This window comes from Arthrobacter sp. Y3224055, assembly GCF_059090825.1.
Map to the genome: position 1 here is coordinate 236922 of NZ_JBNHGB010000005.1, position 17163 is coordinate 254084.

The window sequence follows — 17163 nt, forward strand, 5'->3', positions numbered from 1 at the left end:
CGTCGCGGAGGGCAGGCCGGGAGCCACCTGTCAGCGACTCCATTCACCGGCTAGCCGTCTCCGGCTAACGGTCCTCGCCTGGCCGTCTTCTGCTAGCGGTCTTCGCCGAGGACGCGCAGGCCTTCTCGGTAGGCATCTGCCGTCAACTCGCCGCGGGCGAACCTCTGGTCGAGGATCTGTCGGGCAGTGCTCCGCCGGTGCGACTGCTGTATTTGACCGCCTGCTGCTGCCAAAGCATCTTCCACGTCGCGCGGTCTCAGCCCCATGAACGCACGTATCACCAGGACGGCCAGCAACGCCACAATCGCCAACAACAGCAGCCCAAACAGCCATGCCAAGCCCATATCAACCATGATGAAAGCACCCCTTCGATCACGACGGAACGATGGCTTTTCTACTCCGTTCCTCTAGGGTCAGGATACGCGTCCGGTCCGACAACCAACAGGGACGGGTACACCGAAGCGCCGCCTGTCTTCAGGGTTTTTGGCAGGCCGGCATTCTGAAGCCCGGGGGCATTCCTACTCCGGCGAGGCAGCCTCATGGAGTGTCGTGCCCCATGGGAAATACTTCAGGGTCTTGTAGACGGGATCGCCGGCAACAGTTCCGTTCATGGGCTGGATCCGCAAGCGGTAATCTGCAAAGAATTCACCGCCGGTCTGGGAGAACGGCAGCTCAAAGTCGGCGCTGGTCGCCTGCACCCTCGTTTCAGCGCCCCAGCCGTTGGCGCCCTGCAGGGACACCTCGTAGGAGGTCGCGCCGGCCGATTCGTTCCAGCTGAAGGACACGTGCCGGCGGTCGTCGGCGGGCGCCCTGACTGCGTGCTTCACACTCGTCAACAGCCCCAGGGGCGGATGCTGTTTGGCGTCGTAGTAGCAGTTTTCCACGTTTGAGTGCTGGTACTCGTACGCCAAGTAGGCAGCATCACCGGCGGAAGTCCCGTTCATCGGCTGGACCCGCAGGCTGTAAAGCCTGTAATAGGGTGCTTTTGTCCCGGCACCGTCGAGCGGATTGCCCAGGCGGTCGGAAGGAATGCGAGGCCTGCTGAAGGTGACCGATTCCCCTTTGACCTCGGCCGCAAGGTTGTAACGCGGATCGTCCGAGGTGAGCGTGACGTTGTAATGCGTGACGCTTGAGGCTCGGCTCCAACTGAAGGTGACGTCGACCTTGTCGCGGTTCTCCAACTCTGCCTTGGTTTTCCCCACCACGCATTGCACGGATTTCCTTCCCGGCCCTATGGGGCGGGGCTTTAATTGGGCGCCGGCCACAACACGGGCAGCCCCGGATCCGGGCGGCGGCCCTGGCACCGGCCCCACCGTGATGTTCAGGGTGGCGGTGGCCGTCTGCTGCCACTTGGCCGCGGCGACGGGCACGCCGGCGCCGAGCAGAATGACCAGGAAAAATGCCACCAAGGCCGGCACAAAACCGGGCACAGCCCTCAACCGCATCAGAAAACCAGGGCCTCCAGCGGAATCCGGCGCGTCGGGGTCTCGAGGTGTGCTCATGAACGCTTCCCTCGTTTCATCAGGACCAGGAACAGAATTCCCATCAGGCCCAAAGCCACCGCCAGCCACCCGCGGCTGTTGGCGGACACGTTGCCCGCAATCCAGGTGGCCGGCTGACTTGCGCGACCTGTTTCAGTCGCCAGCGCACCCGCCTCGGTACCGGGCAACGGGAACTCCTGGTCTTCGGCATCGGCAGTCACGACGGTGTCGAGGGCATGTTGGCCGTGCGGCTCACTGGGGCGGGTGGCGTCTGTACCGTTTCCGGTCAAGCCGACGGCGCCCGCGCGACCGGGCCCGCTGACGGGACCGGCAGCCGCCTCGTCCGGCGGCGGGATGCTCGGGTTGGATCCGGTGCCTGCGGGGCACGCGGCACGGGCCGCCTGTCCTCCCGCCGTCGCCTGCAACGTCACGGCCACATCCACGTCGGCGGTCTTGAGCCGGGTTTCGTTCGCAGCCTCTTGGTCGAGGCGCAGTGTCATGTCCAGGTGCAGGATCTCCCCCGCCTCGAGAATCCAGACGGTGTTGATACGGGAACAAGACCACGGCCCCGTCAGCGAGGCTTCGACGGCAGGTTCCTCGCCTGACTCGACCTGCAGGACCAGATTCCTGGCGATCTGCACGTCGGCGTCGCCGACGACGCCGGCCACGGTCAGGGCTCCGGCGTCACTGCCGTTGTTGCGAATCCACAGGCCGGCCGTCATGGATCCGCCGGGCACCAGCGGCGCATTCTGTTCAAACAACGGTGCCTGAAGCCGCGGTGCGAAATCCCGTCCGTCCAAGCTGATTTGCAGACGTTCATCGCCCGCGAATGCCGGACTGGCCGGCGCCAGAACCAGGAGGATCAACAGGACCGAAACCGAGGCGCGCCAGACACAGGGCCGTGGATCCTTTCGTCCGGTTATCACGCTAAATCCTGCTCTGTTCCCTGAGCGAACGGCGGGTCGGCAGCGCTTCCGTCTGCGACACGGCAGTGGTGCCGGCGCGGGCGTGGAGGTTGTCCCGCGCGTCCGTCTCCGGCTCGTTGTCCCCTCCTGCCGGATTGGACGGGGCCCCGGCGACGGCATCTGAGCTGCCTTGTTGTCTCCGCTGGCGGAGCCCGCGAAGCATCGCAAAGCCGCCATAGGCAATGAGCGCGAGGGCTGCAATCTGAACGAGGCTGCCGCGCCCGCCTTGTCCCATGGCGCTGGCAACATAGCCGACCGAGGGCACGGCATAGAACAGTTTGCCGCGGACCTGCACTTCCATGACGGGCATTTCGTCTTCCAGGGAGTTGTTATCCCCCTTTGTCACCAGCAGCCGCTCACCGTCCTGCGCCGTGATGATAGCGGTGACGCGGTGGGTGACGACGACGGGGCTGTTGGATTCCACCTGGTAGGTGATGACGTCGCCGGTACTCAGCTCTGCGAAAGGGACAGGCTTCACCACCAGAAACGTGCCGGGCGCGTATTTGGGCGCCATGGAGTTCGTCAGCACCGTGTATGTCTGAGACCCGGTAACCAGAGGTATAACGACCAGTACCAGTGCTGCCAGGGTTACCGTCAGGAAGGCCAGGTAGGCAAGTCCCCTGCCTATCAGGCGAACAACATGCATGGGCTTCTCTCTCACATCTGAGCGGCAGACAACGGAATGGAAATCGCTGTAGACGAACCCTCCAGTGCGGCCGGCACGTCATCGGCGAGTTTCACCTGGAAACAAAAGGCGCCCGCTTGCCCCTTGGCCAGGCGGAATGAAGGGAGCACTTCGGGGGCGGCCGTAAAAAGGGCGGGATCCGAGCAGGAGGCGAGATTTCCCGCAGCCGCGGATCGGACCTTGAGAAATCTGCCGAGCTCCTGCGATTCCACAATCGGCGCTACCGCCATCTTTGCCTCGACAGTGAAATTTGCACTTGCGTTGGTCTCGTTCGTCATGACGATGCCGGCATAGACAGTTCCGCCCGGGAGCAGGGCGCCCGCTGGCTTCGTGGACAGTGCCAGCGTCGCCGGAGCACCGTTGGCCAGCGTCATATCCATGTGCCGGCTTTCGTCCCCGCTGAGGGTGACTGTGAAGTCGGCGGCCTGGGCGGTGCCGGCATCGGCCGACACGCTCGCATTCCAGAGGGCATAAGTAACTTGAACGGCGAGCAAACCCAGAAAAACCGCACCTGACATCAGCGCCGCTGCCGTCGCAAAACGCCGCATCCAACTCCCCCCTGCCTCCCACTTGGCTGGAGCCGATGCCCAGCCGCCTGCTGACGGTCCAACCAGGCAACCGGCACCCGCTACCTCACGGGCGTAGGCGTAACCTGCTCAAGCTTGAATGCCACGTTGCTGAAGTCATACTTCGCGTTCACGCTCTGCCTCTGAGCAGTGTCCGCGTTGAAGGTAAAACTCACGGACGCTGTGATGCCCTCGACCGATTTCGAGAGGACGTTGGTCAGGTCAACGCCTTCCTTGGCCAGGGTGACTTCCGGCTTATTGATCGTCCCGTCGACGAAGGCTGCGTCGAGAACGTTCTTCCCGTTTTTCCCGTCCACGCTGAGTTTTGCCTTGAGGGCGTTGCCCTCCAGAACAACGTCCAGGTTCTGCTTGTAAGTCAGGGTCTCGCCGGGAACGATTCTGTGGGTTGCGAGGTCCACGGGGGCTTCGATCAGGTTGCTCGTCCAGATACCCTGCCCCGCTTTCAGGTTGAGGTTACCGGCCTGGATCGTGCCCATTTGTGCGGTCTGGTCCGCGTTCCAGGCTGCCAGCGTTCCGCCGCCGCCGAGGAGCAACAGCGCGCCGGCGCCGATCGCAATAGTGCCCTTAACCATCTTGTTCATCTTCGACCTCATGCTGTGCTGACCCGGTAGGACGTTCCTCCCGCTGCTTCAACTCTCATCGGCACAACCAAAGATGAACGGTTGCATGAGCCAAAGGTTCTCGAAATTCGTGGCTGGACGGCCGTGCGAACCTCAAGAATCACCTCCAATCTCAAGATCATGGAGTCCGAAGAGCAACGGAGCACGCTGCAGACGACAAAACAACGGCCCCACCGTCCTACGACTGTCAGGTACCATCGGCCACGCGAGGGGTTGAACGTTACAAAGGAGCAGGGCATCGTAGCTAGGAAGGAGCCTGAGAGCTGGCCCACATAGCGGCTCAGACGTTCTTTCGACTGCACCCCAGGAATCGGCAGACACACAAGAAATGGGATAGATGGACACTCCGCAAGTAGCCGTTGTCATAGAAGACGACCAAGACATCCGGCGGCTCATCAGCAGTGTCCTCACCCAATCCGGTTTTTCGGTTCATGCTGCCGCCAGTGGCCAGGAGGGCGTAGCTGCGGTGAGGAAGTACTGTCCCAGTATCGTGACCCTGGACGTGGGGCTGCCGGACTTCGACGGTTTCGAGGCCGCACGGCAGATCCGCCTTTTCAGCGATGCCTACATCCTCATGCTCACGGCGCGGTCGAACGAAATCGACACCGTGTTGGGGTTTAAATCAGGCGCGGACGACTACATCAACAAACCGTTCCGACCGTTTGAACTGCGTGCCCGGGTTTCGGCCATGCTCCGCCGGGCCCGCAATACCGGGCCGCTGTCAACGCAGCCTCCCGCGGCCCTTGCAGTACCGACGGCTGTCCCTGCCGAGCAACCCGCGGCCCCCGCCCTTCGGCCGGCCACAGGAAAGGACGGCTGTGCCGCAAGCGCTGTTGCGCTCGGCACGTACGACCACAACGGCCTCTCGTTGGACTATCCGACCCGCACGGTAACCGTGGACGCGGCCGCGGTGGAGTTGACCCGGACGGAATTCGAATTGCTGTTGACCCTCATGGACGGCGGCCGCACCGTGCGCAGCAAGCAGGACTTGGTGCGGCGCCTGCGGTTTGAGGAGTTTGACACGGGCTCCTTCGTGTCGGAGGCCGACGAACGCGCCGTCGAGGTCCACATGGCCAACCTGCGCCGCAAACTCGGAGATGATCCGCGTTCGCCCCGGTGGCTGGAGACCGTTCGCGGATTCGGTTATCGGATGGCCCCGTCGGCTGTCGCCAGGTAATCGGCAGCAAGGCGCCGCATCGTCTCGTCGCCGCAGCTTCCGATCGGGTCCAGCAGATCCCGCGCGGTCGCCAAGCCATGCCGGTTTCCCTCCGCGAATTCGGTGGCCAGCCTTTGAACCTGCCGGCCCCAAAACGACAGCCGCAGTGCCCCGGCTACGCTGCTGGCAGTCTTGAGGCTCAGGGAAACATCCATGACCTTGTCCAGATCCTGTTCCTGGACCGCCTGGACCAGCCGCGTCCTCCGGAAATCCCACATGTCAATGTAGTCGGCCACGAACCTGCGGCAGGCGTGTTCGTCCCTCAGGTCCCTCGCCAGGGCATGCAGCACCGGCATCGAGACCACCGGCAGTTCGCAGGCGGCCAGGAGGAGGGACACCGCGGGTCGGCCAGGGCCCGTCTCGCGTAGGCGGGGCTGGTCAGGAAAACTCATAGGTGCCAGTCTGGCCTCGGCAGCTCAGGAAGCCGGGCGGCGCAGCCCGAAGATCGGCCAAAGGAAAGCTGAACGAGGCGGCAGGCCGTTCACACCGCGGGCGAACCGACGGGCTTCCCGACACGACAAAGGAAGATGCCCGGATTTCCGCGCCGGCTACCTAAGATGGCTATGCCACGTCTGTGCGTACCACACCCGTTCCTGATGGCTGAAAGGCCAGTAATGCCCAATCCTGCCCAAGACACTCAACTGCCGAGCCGGCGCGACGTTCGCACGGGGGCAGCCGAGCCCGCGCCGCCGACGGGCATGATTCCGGTGATCCCGCTCGTGTCCAAGCCGTCCGGTGACCCGTATCCCGCCCGGCGGGAGTTGCGCACCGGCCTCATCCAAGTAGTGGCACCGGCGGACGGTCAAGCGGCCGGTCCTGCGAAGTATGTGCGCATCGAGAAGCCGCAGTCCGGTATTCGGTCCGCGCAGCGCCCCAAAGCACCCCGAAAGACGGTCAGGACCGCCTGGGTCGCCAGCACCGTCGTCGTGCTGGCTGCCGTCGCCGTCTTGTGGTTCGCGTTCTTGCGGTAGGCCCTTCCTAGTCCTCCCCCGACGTGAGCTTGGCCAGGAGTGCAGCAAGTTGGGAGCGCTCGGCTGCCGTCAGGGCGCCAAAATACTTCTCCGCATGCCTCACTTGGACCTCCCGGATGGCCTGTCCTATCTCCCGCCCAGCCGCGCTCAGGACGACCACCGTGGCCCTGCGGTCCGCCGGATCAGGCTCCCGCGAGCACCAGCCCCTTTCCTGCAGGCCATCGACGATGTCCGTCGCCGACCGCGGTGCTATCCGAAGCCGCTCGGAAAGTTCACCCAACCGCAGCGGGCCGTGCTGGCGGAGCATGCGCAGTGCCCTCGCTTGTGACGGGGCGACGCCGAGCGGGGCCATGCCCTCCCGGGCGCCCCTCCTGAGTTGACGCGACACTGCCCAGAACGCGTCCAGTAAACTTTCATCTGCCACGGGAATAGGCTACCAAGTTCTCCTGTTGTAACCTCATATTGAGGTAACCTCAGCAATGCGGGCGGCGCATGTTGCCCCCTTCATCACGGATCGAGGTGGTTCCGACGGAAACCTTCGGAATAACCGCCGGCCGCGGGCCCATAAGGGAGCCGACGGCCGCAGAAAAAGAACAAGCCCGGCACGTACCGCTAAAGCGGATCGCCGCCCTGTTCCGCCCGTACCGGGGACAACTGGCCCTCGTCACCTGCATCATCGTCGCTTCCTCTGCCGCCGCCATGGCCTCGCCGTTCCTCCTGCGCGCGGTGATCGACACGGCTCTGCCCCGCCAGCAGCTCCCGCTGCTGGCTTGGCTGACCGCCGGGATGCTGGTTGTCGCTGCGGTCACGGCCCTGTTCGGCGTTTTGCAGACGTGGATTGCCACCCGGGTGGGCCAACGCGTCATGCACAGCCTGCGGACCGAGGTCTTCGCGCACCTCCAGCGCCAGTCCGTCGGCTTCTTCACGCGGACACGCAGCGGGGAAATCCAGTCCCGCATCACACACGACATCGGCGGCATGCAATCGGTGGTCACCTCGACCGCAACAGGGATTGCCACCAACCTGACCACCGTCGTCGCCACGGCAGTGGCCATGGCGGCGCTGTCCTGGCAGCTGTCGCTGATCTCGCTGCTGGTCATGCCGCCGGCCGTTGTGCTGACCCGCAAGGTGGCCAAGGTGCGCCGGGAGCTGACCGCGCGCCGCCAGCGGGAACTGGCCGACATGAATGTGACCATCGAAGAGTCGCTCTCGGTCAGCGGAATCCAACTGAGTAAGACGCTGGGCACCGCAGACGACCTGGCCGCCCGGTTTTCCGCCTCGTCGGAAAGGCTGACCGATCTGGAACTTCGTTCCGAATTGGCCGGGCGCTGGCGGATGGCGACCATGAGCATCATCTTTGCCGCCGTCCCCGCCGTCATCTACTTCGCCGCCGGCCTGCCGGGGGCGGCAGGGAACATCAGCATCGGCACGGTGGTGGCGTTCACGGCGCTGCAGGGCGGCCTTTTCCGGCCGTTGCTCGGACTATTGAACGTGACGATCACCGTCACCAGCTCGCTGGCGCTCTTCGCCCGGATTTTCGAGTATCTGGACCTGCCGGTGGAGATCGCCGAGCCAGCCTCCCCCGCCCCGGTGGATCCGTCGAAGGTCGCCGGGCATGTCCGCTTCGAGAACGTCAGCTTCAGCTATCCGGACAGCGGGACACCGGCCATCGAGCATGTGGACCTGACTGTCCCCGCCGGTTCCACCCTGGCCCTGGTCGGCCCGACCGGCTCCGGAAAGAGCAGCCTGGCCGCCCTGGTGGCCCGCCTGCAGGATCCGACGGAAGGTCGCGTCACCATCGACGGCGTCGACCTCCGCTCCCTGCGCCTGGCCGACCTGGCCGCCATTGTGGGAGTGGTCAGCCAGGACACCTATTTGCTCCACACCACGGTGCGGGAAAACCTGCGCTACGCCAAGCCGGATGCCAGCGATGCCGACATCGAGCAGGCTGCACGGGACGCCCAAATCCACGACCACATCGCGGCGCTGCCGGATGGTTACGACACCGTCGTCGGGTCCCGCGGGCACCGGTTCTCGGGCGGCGAGAAGCAACGGATTGCCATCGCCCGGACCCTGCTGCGCAATCCCCCGGTGCTGGTGCTGGACGAGGCAACCAGCGCACTGGATACCCAGACCGAACACGCTGTCCAGCAGGCCTTCGACCGGCTGGCCGCCGGCCGCACCACCATCACCATCGCCCACCGGCTCTCGACTGTCCGGAATGCCGACCAGATCGCCGTCCTCGAGGCCGGCCGGATCGTCGAACAGGGAACGCACGAGTCCCTGCTCGACGCCGACGGCCGGTATGCGGCGCTGGCGGCCTAGCCACCCGCGCCGTTACTCCTTGAACACCGCGTCGATGACGCCCTGCGCCCATTCAAGGATGGCCAGGTCGGCCAGGTCCTTGCCGCCGATCCGGGCGGTCTTGGGCTTGGGGACGAGGATGAAGTCCAGCGCCGGCTTCACCTGCGACCCGGGGTACATGCGGTTCAGCCGCATCACCTTGGACTCCGGCAGCGCCGCGGGCGCGAACTTGATGAAGTTGCCCTGCACCGCCACGTCGGTCAGCCCGGCGGCGCGGGCCTCGACGCGGAAGCGCGCCACCGCCACGAGATTCCGGACGGGCTCGGGCAGCTCGCCGTAGCGGTCGGTGAGCTCGGCCACCACTTCGTCGATGGCTTCGTGTGTCCTTGCCTGGGCGAGCTTCCGGTAGGCCTCCAGGCGCAGGCGCTCCCCCGGCACGTAATCGTGCGGCAGGTGCGCGTTGACGGGCAGTTCGATCTTCATTTCGGCGACCTTCTGCTCCGTTTCGCCGCGGAAATCCGCCACCGCCTCGCCGACCAGCCGGATGTAAAGATCAAAACCGACGCCGGCAATGTGCCCGGACTGTTCCCCGCCCAGCAGGTTGCCCGCGCCACGGATCTCCAAATCCTTCAGGGCCAGCTGCATGCCCGCGCCCAGCTCATTGTGCGCGGCCACGGCTTTCAACCGCTCGAGGGCAACTTCGCCCAGTGGTTTCTCTGCGTCGAACAGGAAATAGGCGTACGCCCGTTCCCGTCCGCGGCCCACCCGCCCGCGCAGCTGGTGCAGCTGGGAAAGGCCGTACCGGTCCGCCCGGTCAACGATCAGGGTGTTCGCATTGGAAATATCCAGCCCGGTCTCGATGATCGTGGTGCAGACCAGGACGTCAAAGCGCTTCTCCCAGAAGTCAACAATGATCTGCTCCAGCCGTGACTCGCTCATTTGCCCGTGCGCCACTTCCACCCGCGCCTCGGGCACCAGCTCCCGGATCCGCGCCGCCTGCCGCTCGATCGACGACACCCGATTGTGCACGAAGAAGGCCTGGCCCTCGCGCATCAGCTCGCGCCGGATGGCAGCGGTCGTCTGCTTGTCGGTGTACGGGCCGACATAGGTCAGCACCGGATGGCGCTCCTCCGGCGGGGTGGCCAGCGTGGAGGTCTCGCGGATGCCGGTCAGGGACATCTCCAGGGTGCGCGGGATCGGCGTCGCGGACATGGCCAGGACGTCCACGTTGGTGCGCATCTTCTTCAACGCTTCCTTGTGCTCGACGCCGAAGCGCTGCTCCTCGTCCACGATGACCAGTCCCACGTCCTTGAACTGGACCTCCTTGGACAGCAGCCGGTGCGTTCCGATGACGACGTCGATGCTGCCGTTCTTGATGCCTTCCATCGTGTCCTTGGCTTCCTTGGGGGTCTGGAAGCGGGACAACGCCTTGACCCTGACGGGGAACCCGGAGAAGCGTTCGCTGAACGTCTCGAAGTGCTGCTGGGACAGCAAGGTGGTGGGAACCAGGACGGCGACCTGCTTGCCGTCCTGGACCGCCTTGAACGCGGCCCGCACCGCGATCTCGGTCTTGCCGTAGCCCACGTCGCCCGAGATCAGCCGGTCCATCGGGACTTCCCGCTCCATGTCCGCCTTGACCTCGTTGATGGTGGTCAACTGGTCGGGCGTCTCGATGTAGGGGAAGGCTTCTTCCAGCTCGCGCTGCCACGGGGTGTCCGGTCCGAAGGCGTGCCCCCGGGAGGCCATCCGGGCCGAGTACAGCCGGATCAGTTCGCCGGCAATCTCCTTGACCGCCTTGCGGGCCTGGCTCTTGGTCTTGGCCCAATCGGAGCCGCCCATCTTGGACAGGACGGGGGTCTCGCCACCCACGTACCGGGTGACCTGGTCCAACTGGTCCGTCGGCACGAACAGCCGGTCCCCGGGGGCGCCGCGCTTGGACGAGGCATATTCCAGCACCAGGTATTCGCGCATGGCCTTGGTGGGTCCGGCACCGGTGGAGCGCTGCACCAGTTCAATGAACTTGCCCACGCCGTGCTGCTCGTGCACCACATAGTCGCCCTCGGTCAGCTGCAGCGGATCCACGGCGTTGCGCCGCCGCGACGGCATCTTCCGCATGTCCTTGGTAGAGCGTGCGGTGGCCCGGCCCAGCAAGTCGGCTTCGGTCAGCAGGCCGAGCTTCAGCCCGTCGAAAACGAATCCCTTGCCCGTGCTGGCCGTGGTGATTTCGATGATCCCGGGCTGCGGCTCGTTCTCCAGCGATTCGACGCGGGAGGCCGGGATCTGGGCATCGTGGAAGAGTTCGGCCATGCGGGCGGCGGGGCCCGGGCCTTCGGTCGCCACGACCACACGCCACTGGTCGCGCACGCGGGAACCGATGAACTCCATCATTTCGGCCACATCGCCCTGGTAGCCCCTGGGTTCCCGGGCCGCGATGGTCAACGTGTCGATGTCCAGCACCGTTTCGTCGTCCGGATTGAACGAAGTGATGGACCACCACGACACCTGCTGTTCCGCGGCCGCAGCCCGGGTGTCCCCCAGCGACCGGAAGCCGGCCTGCTCCAGATCCCCCTGCAGCGCCAGGTCCAGCGGTGCGTCCCCGCCCTCGGAAGCCGTCGCCCACGCGGCGGCCAGGAACTCGTCGTTCGTCGTCTCGAGGTCATGGGCGCGGCCGCGCACCTTTTCCGGTTCAATGACGACGGCGATGGAACCGGGCGGAAGCTCCCCGATGAACGGCACCATGGCGTCCACCAGCACCGGCGAGAGCGATTCCATGCCTTCGACGGCGACGCCCCCGGCGATCTTCTCCAGCATGTCGGCCGCCGCCGGCATCTGCCCCTTCAGTTTGGCGGCGCGGCTCATGACCGAAGGCGTGATCAACAGCTCCCGGCACGGCGGCGCGTACAACTGGGCGGGGTGCTTGACGTTCTCCCCGGCCAGGGAGCGCTGGTCGGCAACCGCGAACCAGCGCATCGATTCGACCTCGTCGCCGAAGAACTCGATCCGGACCGGGTGGTCGTCAGTGGGCGAAAAGACGTCCAGGATCCCGCCGCGCACGGCAAACTCCCCGCGCCGGCTCACCATGTCCACCCGGGCGTAGGCGGCCTCGGACAACCGCCGGACCACGTCGGTGAAGGCGACCTCGTCGCCCACCGTAAGCGAGACAGGCTGCAAATCCCCCAGCCCCTGCACGAGCGGCTGAAGCACCGCGCGCACCGGCGCCACCACCACCCGCAGCGGCGCCGCCCCGTCGTCGTGCTTCAGCCGGCGCAGCACCGATAGCCTGCGGCCCACCGTGTCCGACCGCGGCGACAGGCGCTCATGCGGCAACGTCTCCCAGCTGGGGAACTCCTCGATCGACTCATCCGGCAAGTAGCTGCGCAGCGCCGCCGCCAGGTCTTCGGTTTCCCGCCCGGTCGCCGTCACCGCCAGCACGACGCCGGGCCCGGACCCGTCGCCCGGTGCGGCCCCCTCGCCGGCGCCCGCCTCCAGCCCTTGCACCATTTCGGCCAGCAGGGCGGCCCGCAGCCCGGGCGGCGCACCGATCTGCAGATCCTCGCTGCGCTCTGCCACGGGCCGGGCCGACTGCAGCCGTACCTTCGCGAACGATTCGTCTTGGGCGAGGGCTGTGCGCAGTCCGTTCAGGCTCATTGTGTTCCATCTTCTTCCGGTCGGGCGCAACACGAATACCCTCCAGTTCGGCGCACCTGGATCCGACGCAACTGAGGGTCAGGGACCAACTTTACCGCGCACAGTAGGATGGATGCTGGCCCAACCAGTTCCGACAAACCGGGAGTCTTCATGGCGCTCAGCGCTTCCACCACCCTGCCCTATCCCGCAGCCAAGGTCACCGAAACCTTCACCGACGAGGCGTTCCTGCGCCACATCAGCGAGTTGGTCGGCGGCACGCTGGAGTCCGTGCAGCGCGACGGCGATGTTGCGGGCGCCTTCACGCTGACCGTGGTCCGCAAGGTTCCCAGCGCGCGGCTGCCGGAGATCGCGAAGAAGATGCTCGGTGACTCGCTCACCGTCACCCAGACCGAACGGTGGCAGGCGCCGGCGGCCGACGGTTCCCGCACCGCCGACGTCAGCATGAAGGTGGCCGGCGCCCCGGTGGACGTCACCGCGGTCCAGCACCTCGTGGCCGACGGCGGCTCCACGCGGGTGGACCTCAGCGGAGACGTGAAGTCTTCGATCCCGTTCCTCGGCGGCAAGATCGCCGCCGCCGCCGAGCCGATGCTCGGCAAGGCCTTGAACATCCAGGCGCAGCAGGCCGAGGCCTGGCTGTCCGGCCGCGCCTGATCCGGGAGCCGCTGCAGTGAATATTCCGGCTGTCCTGGCCTGGGTGCTGATCCTGGCCGGCGTCTGGGCTTTGCTTGTCTGGGCCCCGCATCTTGTCCGTGTGTGGAAGGATCCCCGCTCCACAGACGACAAGGGCGCCATGACCCGCTACTTCACCATGGAGTTCATGAAGGCGACCACCTCCATGATCCTGGGCATCGCCACGCTGGTGATCGGCGCCCGCGGCCTCGCGGGCTAGTCTGCCGCCAGCAGGCCAGAGGAGGGGCCGGGCCGCGCGAGTGCGCCGCCCGGCCCCTTGTGCATCCGGTCAGTTCGCCGCCAGCAAGGCTTCCTCCAGCGCCACCCAGGCGAGCATGGCGCACTTCACCCGCGCCGGATACTTGGAGACGCCGGAAAACGCGGCCGCATCGCCGAGGATTTCTTCGTCGGCCTCGACACTCCCCCGCGAGCGCATCAGTTCGCGGAAGCTGTCCACCACCTTCAGCAGCTCCTCCCGCTCCATGCCCTGCGCCAGGTCGCTCAGCACCGATGCGGAGGCCATCGAGATGGAACAGCCCTGCCCGTCCCAGCTGACGCCGGAGAGCATGGTCGCGGCGCCGTCCTCGTGCACGGCGGCGCGGAGCGTGATTTCGTCGCCGCAGGTGGGGTTGAGCATGTGCGACTCGCCGGACTTGTCTCCCGGCGGCGGATCCGCCAGGGGCGCCCCGTGCCGTTTCTTGGCGTGCTCCAGGATGATCTGCTGGTACAGCTGCTGCAGTTCAGCACTCACGTCAGTTAACTCCAAAGAACGGGCGGACCCCGGCGACGGCGTCCAGGAAGGCGTCGACATCGTCGGTGGTGTTGTACAGATATGTGCTGACCCGGGTGGTGGCCACCAGGCCGAGGCGCCGGTGCAGCGGCTGCGCGCAGTGGTGGCCGACGCGCACGGCGATGCCCTTGTCGTCCAGGAACTGGCCGACATCGTGGGCGTGGACCCCGTCGACGTCGAAGGCCGCCAGCCCGATCCGTTCGGCCCCGGCGGCCGGGCCGAGCACCCGGACACCGTCGACAGCGGCGAGCCCGGCCACCAGCCGCTGCCCCAGCTCCGCCTCCCAGGCATGGATCCGGTCCATGCCCGTCTCCTGGAGGTAGTCGACCGCCGCGGCCAGCGCCACCGCCTGCGAGATGCGCTGGGTCCCGGCTTCGAAGCGTTGCGGGGACGGCAGATAGTCGGCCTGTTCCATGGTCACGGTGGTGATCATGGAGCCGCCGGTCAGGAACGGCGGCATGGCGTTGAGCAGCTCCGCCTTGCCGTACAGCACGCCGATGCCGGTGGGACCGAGCATCTTGTGCCCGGAGAAGGCGGCGAAGTCCACGTCCAGCGCCTTCACGTCCACGGCCATGTGCGGCACGGACTGACAGGCATCGAGCACGACGACGGCGCCCGCCTTGCGGGCAAGCTTCACCAGGTCCTCCACCGGGTTGATGGTCCCCAGCACATTGGAGGCATGGGTGAACGCCACAACCTTGGTGCGCGGGCCGATGACCTGCGCCGCTTCGTCGAGGCGCAGCGCACCGGCGTCGTCCACCGGGATGAAGCGCAAGGTGGCGCCGGTGCGGAAGGCGAGCTCCTGCCAGGGGATCAGGTTGGCGTGGTGCTCCATCTCGGTAACCACCAGCTCGTCGCCGGGCCCCAGCGCGAAACGCGACGCGGCCGCACCGCCGCGGCCGGCGCTGGCGTTGGAAAAGGCATAGGAGACCAGGTTGATGGCTTCGGTGGCGTTGGAGGTCCAGACCACCTCGTCGATGCCGGCATTGATGAAGCGGGCGACGGTTTCCCGCGCGTTCTCGAAAGCGTCGGTGGCGGAGACGGCCAGCATATGCGCACCCCGGTGGACGGCGGCGTTCCGCTGTTCGTAGTACTCCTGTTCGGCCTCCATGACGGAGAGCGGATTCTGCGAGGTGGCGCCCGAATCCAGGTACACCAGCGGCGAACCGTTCACCTGCTGGTCGAGGATGGGGAAGTCGTTGCGGATGCGCCGCGCTTCAGCGTTGTCGATCATGCCGGCGGCATGCTTGAGGGTTGCGGGGGTGGATACCACAGACACCTGGGGTGCTCCTTGGATCGATGGCTGGAACTGTTTGTCCCGCTATTGGCCGACAATACGCAAGACAAGTCTGCGCTAATCATCCCACTTCAGCGGGTGCAGGGTCACCTGAGCCATGCCTTACCCGCGGGCCCCGGTCACCGCGGGCGGCGGCGAAACTGTCGTCGGTCCGCCCTTATCGGCTATATACAAACCCCTGCGGATTCGTTAGAAACGAACTGGAACCCCGTCATTGACCCGACCTGCAGGAGCCTGATGCCAGAACATTCCCGGACGCCCGACCACGACGAATTGCGCAGGGTGGCCGAAGAATCCTTCGGCTGGGACGTGCTCCGCGAGGGGCAGTTGGACGCCATGGCGGCGGCCGCCCGCGGTGAGGACGTCCTGGCCGTGATGCCCTCCGGGCACGGAAAGTCCGCCATCTATCAGGTTCCTGCCGTGGCGTTGCCGGGCACCGCCGTCGTGATTTCTCCGCTGATTGCGCTGCAGCACGACCAGGTGGATGCCATCAACGGCGATCTGGGCGCGCAGCGGGCCTTCGCGGTGAATTCGCACGTGAGGTCCTCCGCGGAACGGGCGGCGTGGGACGCGGTGGCCGGCGGGGAGGCGAAGTTCCTGTTCCTGGCACCCGAACAACTGGCCCGTGAAGAAACCCTGCGGCGGTTGGCCGAACAGGACATCTCGCTGTTGGTGGTGGACGAGGCACACTGCATCTCGTCCTGGGGACACGATTTCCGGCCCGACTACCTGATGCTGACCTCGGTGGTGAAGCGGCTGGGGCACCCGCCGGTCGTCGCGCTGACCGCCACCGCATCACCGCACACGCGGACGGAGATCGTCGACCGGCTGGGCATGCGCGACCCGTTCATCAACGTGCAGAGTTTCGACCGGCCGAACCTGCACCTTCAGGTCCTGCGGCATCACGAGGACGGCGGCAAGCGGCGGGCCGTGGTGGACCAGGTGGCAGAACTCGGCGGGCCCGGCCTGCTGTACACGGCCACCCGCAGGGACACCGAGAGATACGCCGCCGAGCTGGCCGAGCGCGGCCTGCGGACCGACGCCTACCACGCAGGCCGGACGGCCGCGGACCGGGAGGCGATCCATGAGCGTTTCCAAGCGAACGCGGTGGACGTGGTCGTGGCTACCTCCGCCTTCGGCATGGGGATCGACAAGCCGGATGTGCGGTTCGTGGTGCACGCCGACATCCCGGATTCGCTGGACAGTTACTACCAGGAGATCGGCCGCGCAGGCCGGGACGGGGAACCGGCGCGGACCATCTTGCACTATCGGTCCGAGGATTTGGGCCTGCAGCGGTTCTTCGCCGGCGGCGCCCCCGACCCCGATGAGCTCGCGGGTGTCTTCAGCGCCGTCCGGGACCACGGCCCCCTCCGGCCCGCGGCGCTGCGCGAACACACCGGCCTGTCGCAGCGGAAACAATCCCGCCTGCTCAACTTCCTGGAGCACAGCGGCAGCATCACCGTGAACCGCAAGGGCTACCGGGCGGTCGGCGGCGCGGACCCCGCTTCCGCCGCGGAAAAGGCACTGGCAGAAGCCGACGCGCGGCACCGGATCGACGAGTCGCGGATTGAAATGGCCCGCGGCTACGCCGAGACAAATCACTGCCGCCGCGACTGGTTGCTGAACTACTTCGGCGAGGAGACGGACGGCTACTGCGGCAATTGCGACAACTGCGAGGCCACGTCCGAAACGGAGGTTGAAGCGCGGGAAGCGGAGATGCCGGAGGGCTACGAGATCCAGCGTCCGGTGAAGCACCGCGAGTGGGGGCCCGGCATCGTCATGGGCACCCAGCCGGACCGCATCACGATCCTGTTCGAATCGGTCGGTTACAAGGACATCGCCCTTTCGGCCATCGAAGCGGACGACGGCCTGTTGACATAGGCAGACCCCGCCGGCTGGTGAGCCGGCGGGGTCTGTTTGCTGCCAGTTG

Annotated in this window: 17 protein-coding genes; 6 read left to right on the forward strand and 11 right to left on the reverse strand. The window is 66.2% G+C overall.

Annotated elements, in window-relative coordinates; translation table 11 throughout:
* Positions 1-92: 92 nt before the first annotated feature.
* The 6 genes from AC5RTY_RS13505 to AC5RTY_RS13530 form a co-directional block, all read right to left on the reverse strand.
* The gene (locus tag AC5RTY_RS13505; protein WP_494001353.1) at positions 93-344 is read right to left on the reverse strand and encodes an SHOCT domain-containing protein; all 252 of its coding nucleotides are present in this window, start codon (positions 342-344) and stop codon (positions 93-95) included.
* A gap of 174 nt (positions 345-518) precedes the next feature.
* Positions 519-1502, reverse strand: a complete 984-nt coding sequence (locus AC5RTY_RS13510) for a hypothetical protein (RefSeq protein WP_494073641.1) — start codon at positions 1500-1502, stop codon at positions 519-521.
* Positions 1499-2242, reverse strand: a complete 744-nt coding sequence (locus AC5RTY_RS13515) for a hypothetical protein (RefSeq protein ID WP_494073640.1) — start codon at positions 2240-2242, stop codon at positions 1499-1501. The genes AC5RTY_RS13510 and AC5RTY_RS13515 overlap by 4 nt, the downstream gene beginning before the upstream one ends.
* 166 nt (positions 2243-2408) lie before the next feature.
* A complete protein-coding gene (locus AC5RTY_RS13520; protein WP_494073639.1) occupies positions 2409-3092 on the reverse strand; it encodes a signal peptidase I in 684 nt (227 codons plus the stop codon).
* A gap of 11 nt (positions 3093-3103) precedes the next feature.
* Positions 3104-3679 (reverse strand): hypothetical protein, encoded by a 576-nt coding sequence (locus AC5RTY_RS13525; protein WP_494073638.1) that lies wholly within the window; start codon positions 3677-3679, stop codon positions 3104-3106.
* Positions 3680-3759: 80 nt separating this feature from the next.
* A complete protein-coding gene (locus tag AC5RTY_RS13530) occupies positions 3760-4299 on the reverse strand; it encodes an alternate-type signal peptide domain-containing protein (RefSeq protein ID WP_494073637.1) in 540 nt (179 codons plus the stop codon).
* Positions 4300-4675: 376 nt separating this feature from the next.
* On the opposite strand from AC5RTY_RS13530, the gene AC5RTY_RS13535 reads away from it, so the two are divergent.
* Positions 4676-5515 carry a response regulator transcription factor gene (locus AC5RTY_RS13535; protein WP_494023710.1) on the forward strand — a complete coding sequence of 280 codons (840 nt, stop codon included), beginning with the start codon at positions 4676-4678 and terminating at the stop codon, positions 5513-5515.
* Here AC5RTY_RS13535 and AC5RTY_RS13540 read toward each other — a convergent pair.
* Entirely contained in the window at positions 5482-5946 is a 465-nt protein-coding gene (locus AC5RTY_RS13540) for a hypothetical protein (protein ID WP_494026438.1), read from the reverse strand. The two genes, AC5RTY_RS13535 and AC5RTY_RS13540, sit on opposite strands and share 34 nt — an antisense overlap.
* 222 nt (positions 5947-6168) lie before the next feature.
* On the opposite strand from AC5RTY_RS13540, the gene AC5RTY_RS13545 reads away from it, so the two are divergent.
* On the forward strand, positions 6169-6525 hold the full coding sequence (locus AC5RTY_RS13545; RefSeq protein ID WP_494014298.1) for a hypothetical protein: 357 nt from the start codon (positions 6169-6171) through the stop codon (positions 6523-6525).
* A gap of 7 nt (positions 6526-6532) precedes the next feature.
* On the opposite strand, the gene AC5RTY_RS13550 is transcribed toward AC5RTY_RS13545, so the two are convergent.
* A complete protein-coding gene (locus tag AC5RTY_RS13550) occupies positions 6533-6949 on the reverse strand; it encodes a MarR family winged helix-turn-helix transcriptional regulator (protein WP_494014299.1) in 417 nt (138 codons plus the stop codon).
* 68 nt (positions 6950-7017) lie between these two features.
* Between AC5RTY_RS13550 and AC5RTY_RS13555 the strand changes: the two genes are divergently transcribed.
* Entirely contained in the window at positions 7018-8850 is a 1833-nt protein-coding gene (locus AC5RTY_RS13555; RefSeq protein ID WP_494073636.1) for an ABC transporter ATP-binding protein, read from the forward strand.
* A gap of 12 nt (positions 8851-8862) precedes the next feature.
* On the opposite strand, the gene mfd is transcribed toward AC5RTY_RS13555, so the two are convergent.
* Positions 8863-12477, reverse strand: coding sequence for a transcription-repair coupling factor (gene mfd / locus AC5RTY_RS13560; protein ID WP_494139670.1), 3615 nt, complete (start codon positions 12475-12477; stop codon positions 8863-8865).
* A 150-nt stretch (positions 12478-12627) separates the two neighbouring features.
* Here mfd and AC5RTY_RS13565 point away from each other — a divergent pair, with 150 nt between their 5' ends.
* Positions 12628-13128 carry a DUF2505 domain-containing protein gene (locus AC5RTY_RS13565; RefSeq protein WP_494073634.1) on the forward strand — a complete coding sequence of 167 codons (501 nt, stop codon included), beginning with the start codon at positions 12628-12630 and terminating at the stop codon, positions 13126-13128.
* A 16-nt stretch (positions 13129-13144) separates the two neighbouring features.
* A complete protein-coding gene (locus AC5RTY_RS13570; RefSeq protein WP_494014302.1) occupies positions 13145-13366 on the forward strand; it encodes an SCO4848 family membrane protein in 222 nt (73 codons plus the stop codon).
* Positions 13367-13435: 69 nt separating this feature from the next.
* Here the strand turns inward: AC5RTY_RS13570 and sufU are convergent, their stop codons facing one another.
* Both sufU and AC5RTY_RS13580 read right to left on the reverse strand, forming a co-directional pair.
* Complete coding sequence (gene sufU / locus AC5RTY_RS13575; protein WP_494023704.1) at positions 13436-13897, reverse strand: Fe-S cluster assembly sulfur transfer protein SufU; 462 nt, start codon at positions 13895-13897, stop codon at positions 13436-13438.
* A gap of 1 nt (position 13898) precedes the next feature.
* Positions 13899-15215 carry a cysteine desulfurase gene (locus tag AC5RTY_RS13580; protein ID WP_494023703.1) on the reverse strand — a complete coding sequence of 439 codons (1317 nt, stop codon included), beginning with the start codon at positions 15213-15215 and terminating at the stop codon, positions 13899-13901.
* Between the two features lie 255 nt (positions 15216-15470).
* On the opposite strand from AC5RTY_RS13580, the gene AC5RTY_RS13585 reads away from it, so the two are divergent.
* Positions 15471-17114, forward strand: coding sequence for a RecQ family ATP-dependent DNA helicase (locus AC5RTY_RS13585; RefSeq protein ID WP_494073633.1), 1644 nt, complete (start codon positions 15471-15473; stop codon positions 17112-17114).
* The last annotated feature ends 49 nt before the right edge of the window (positions 17115-17163 follow it).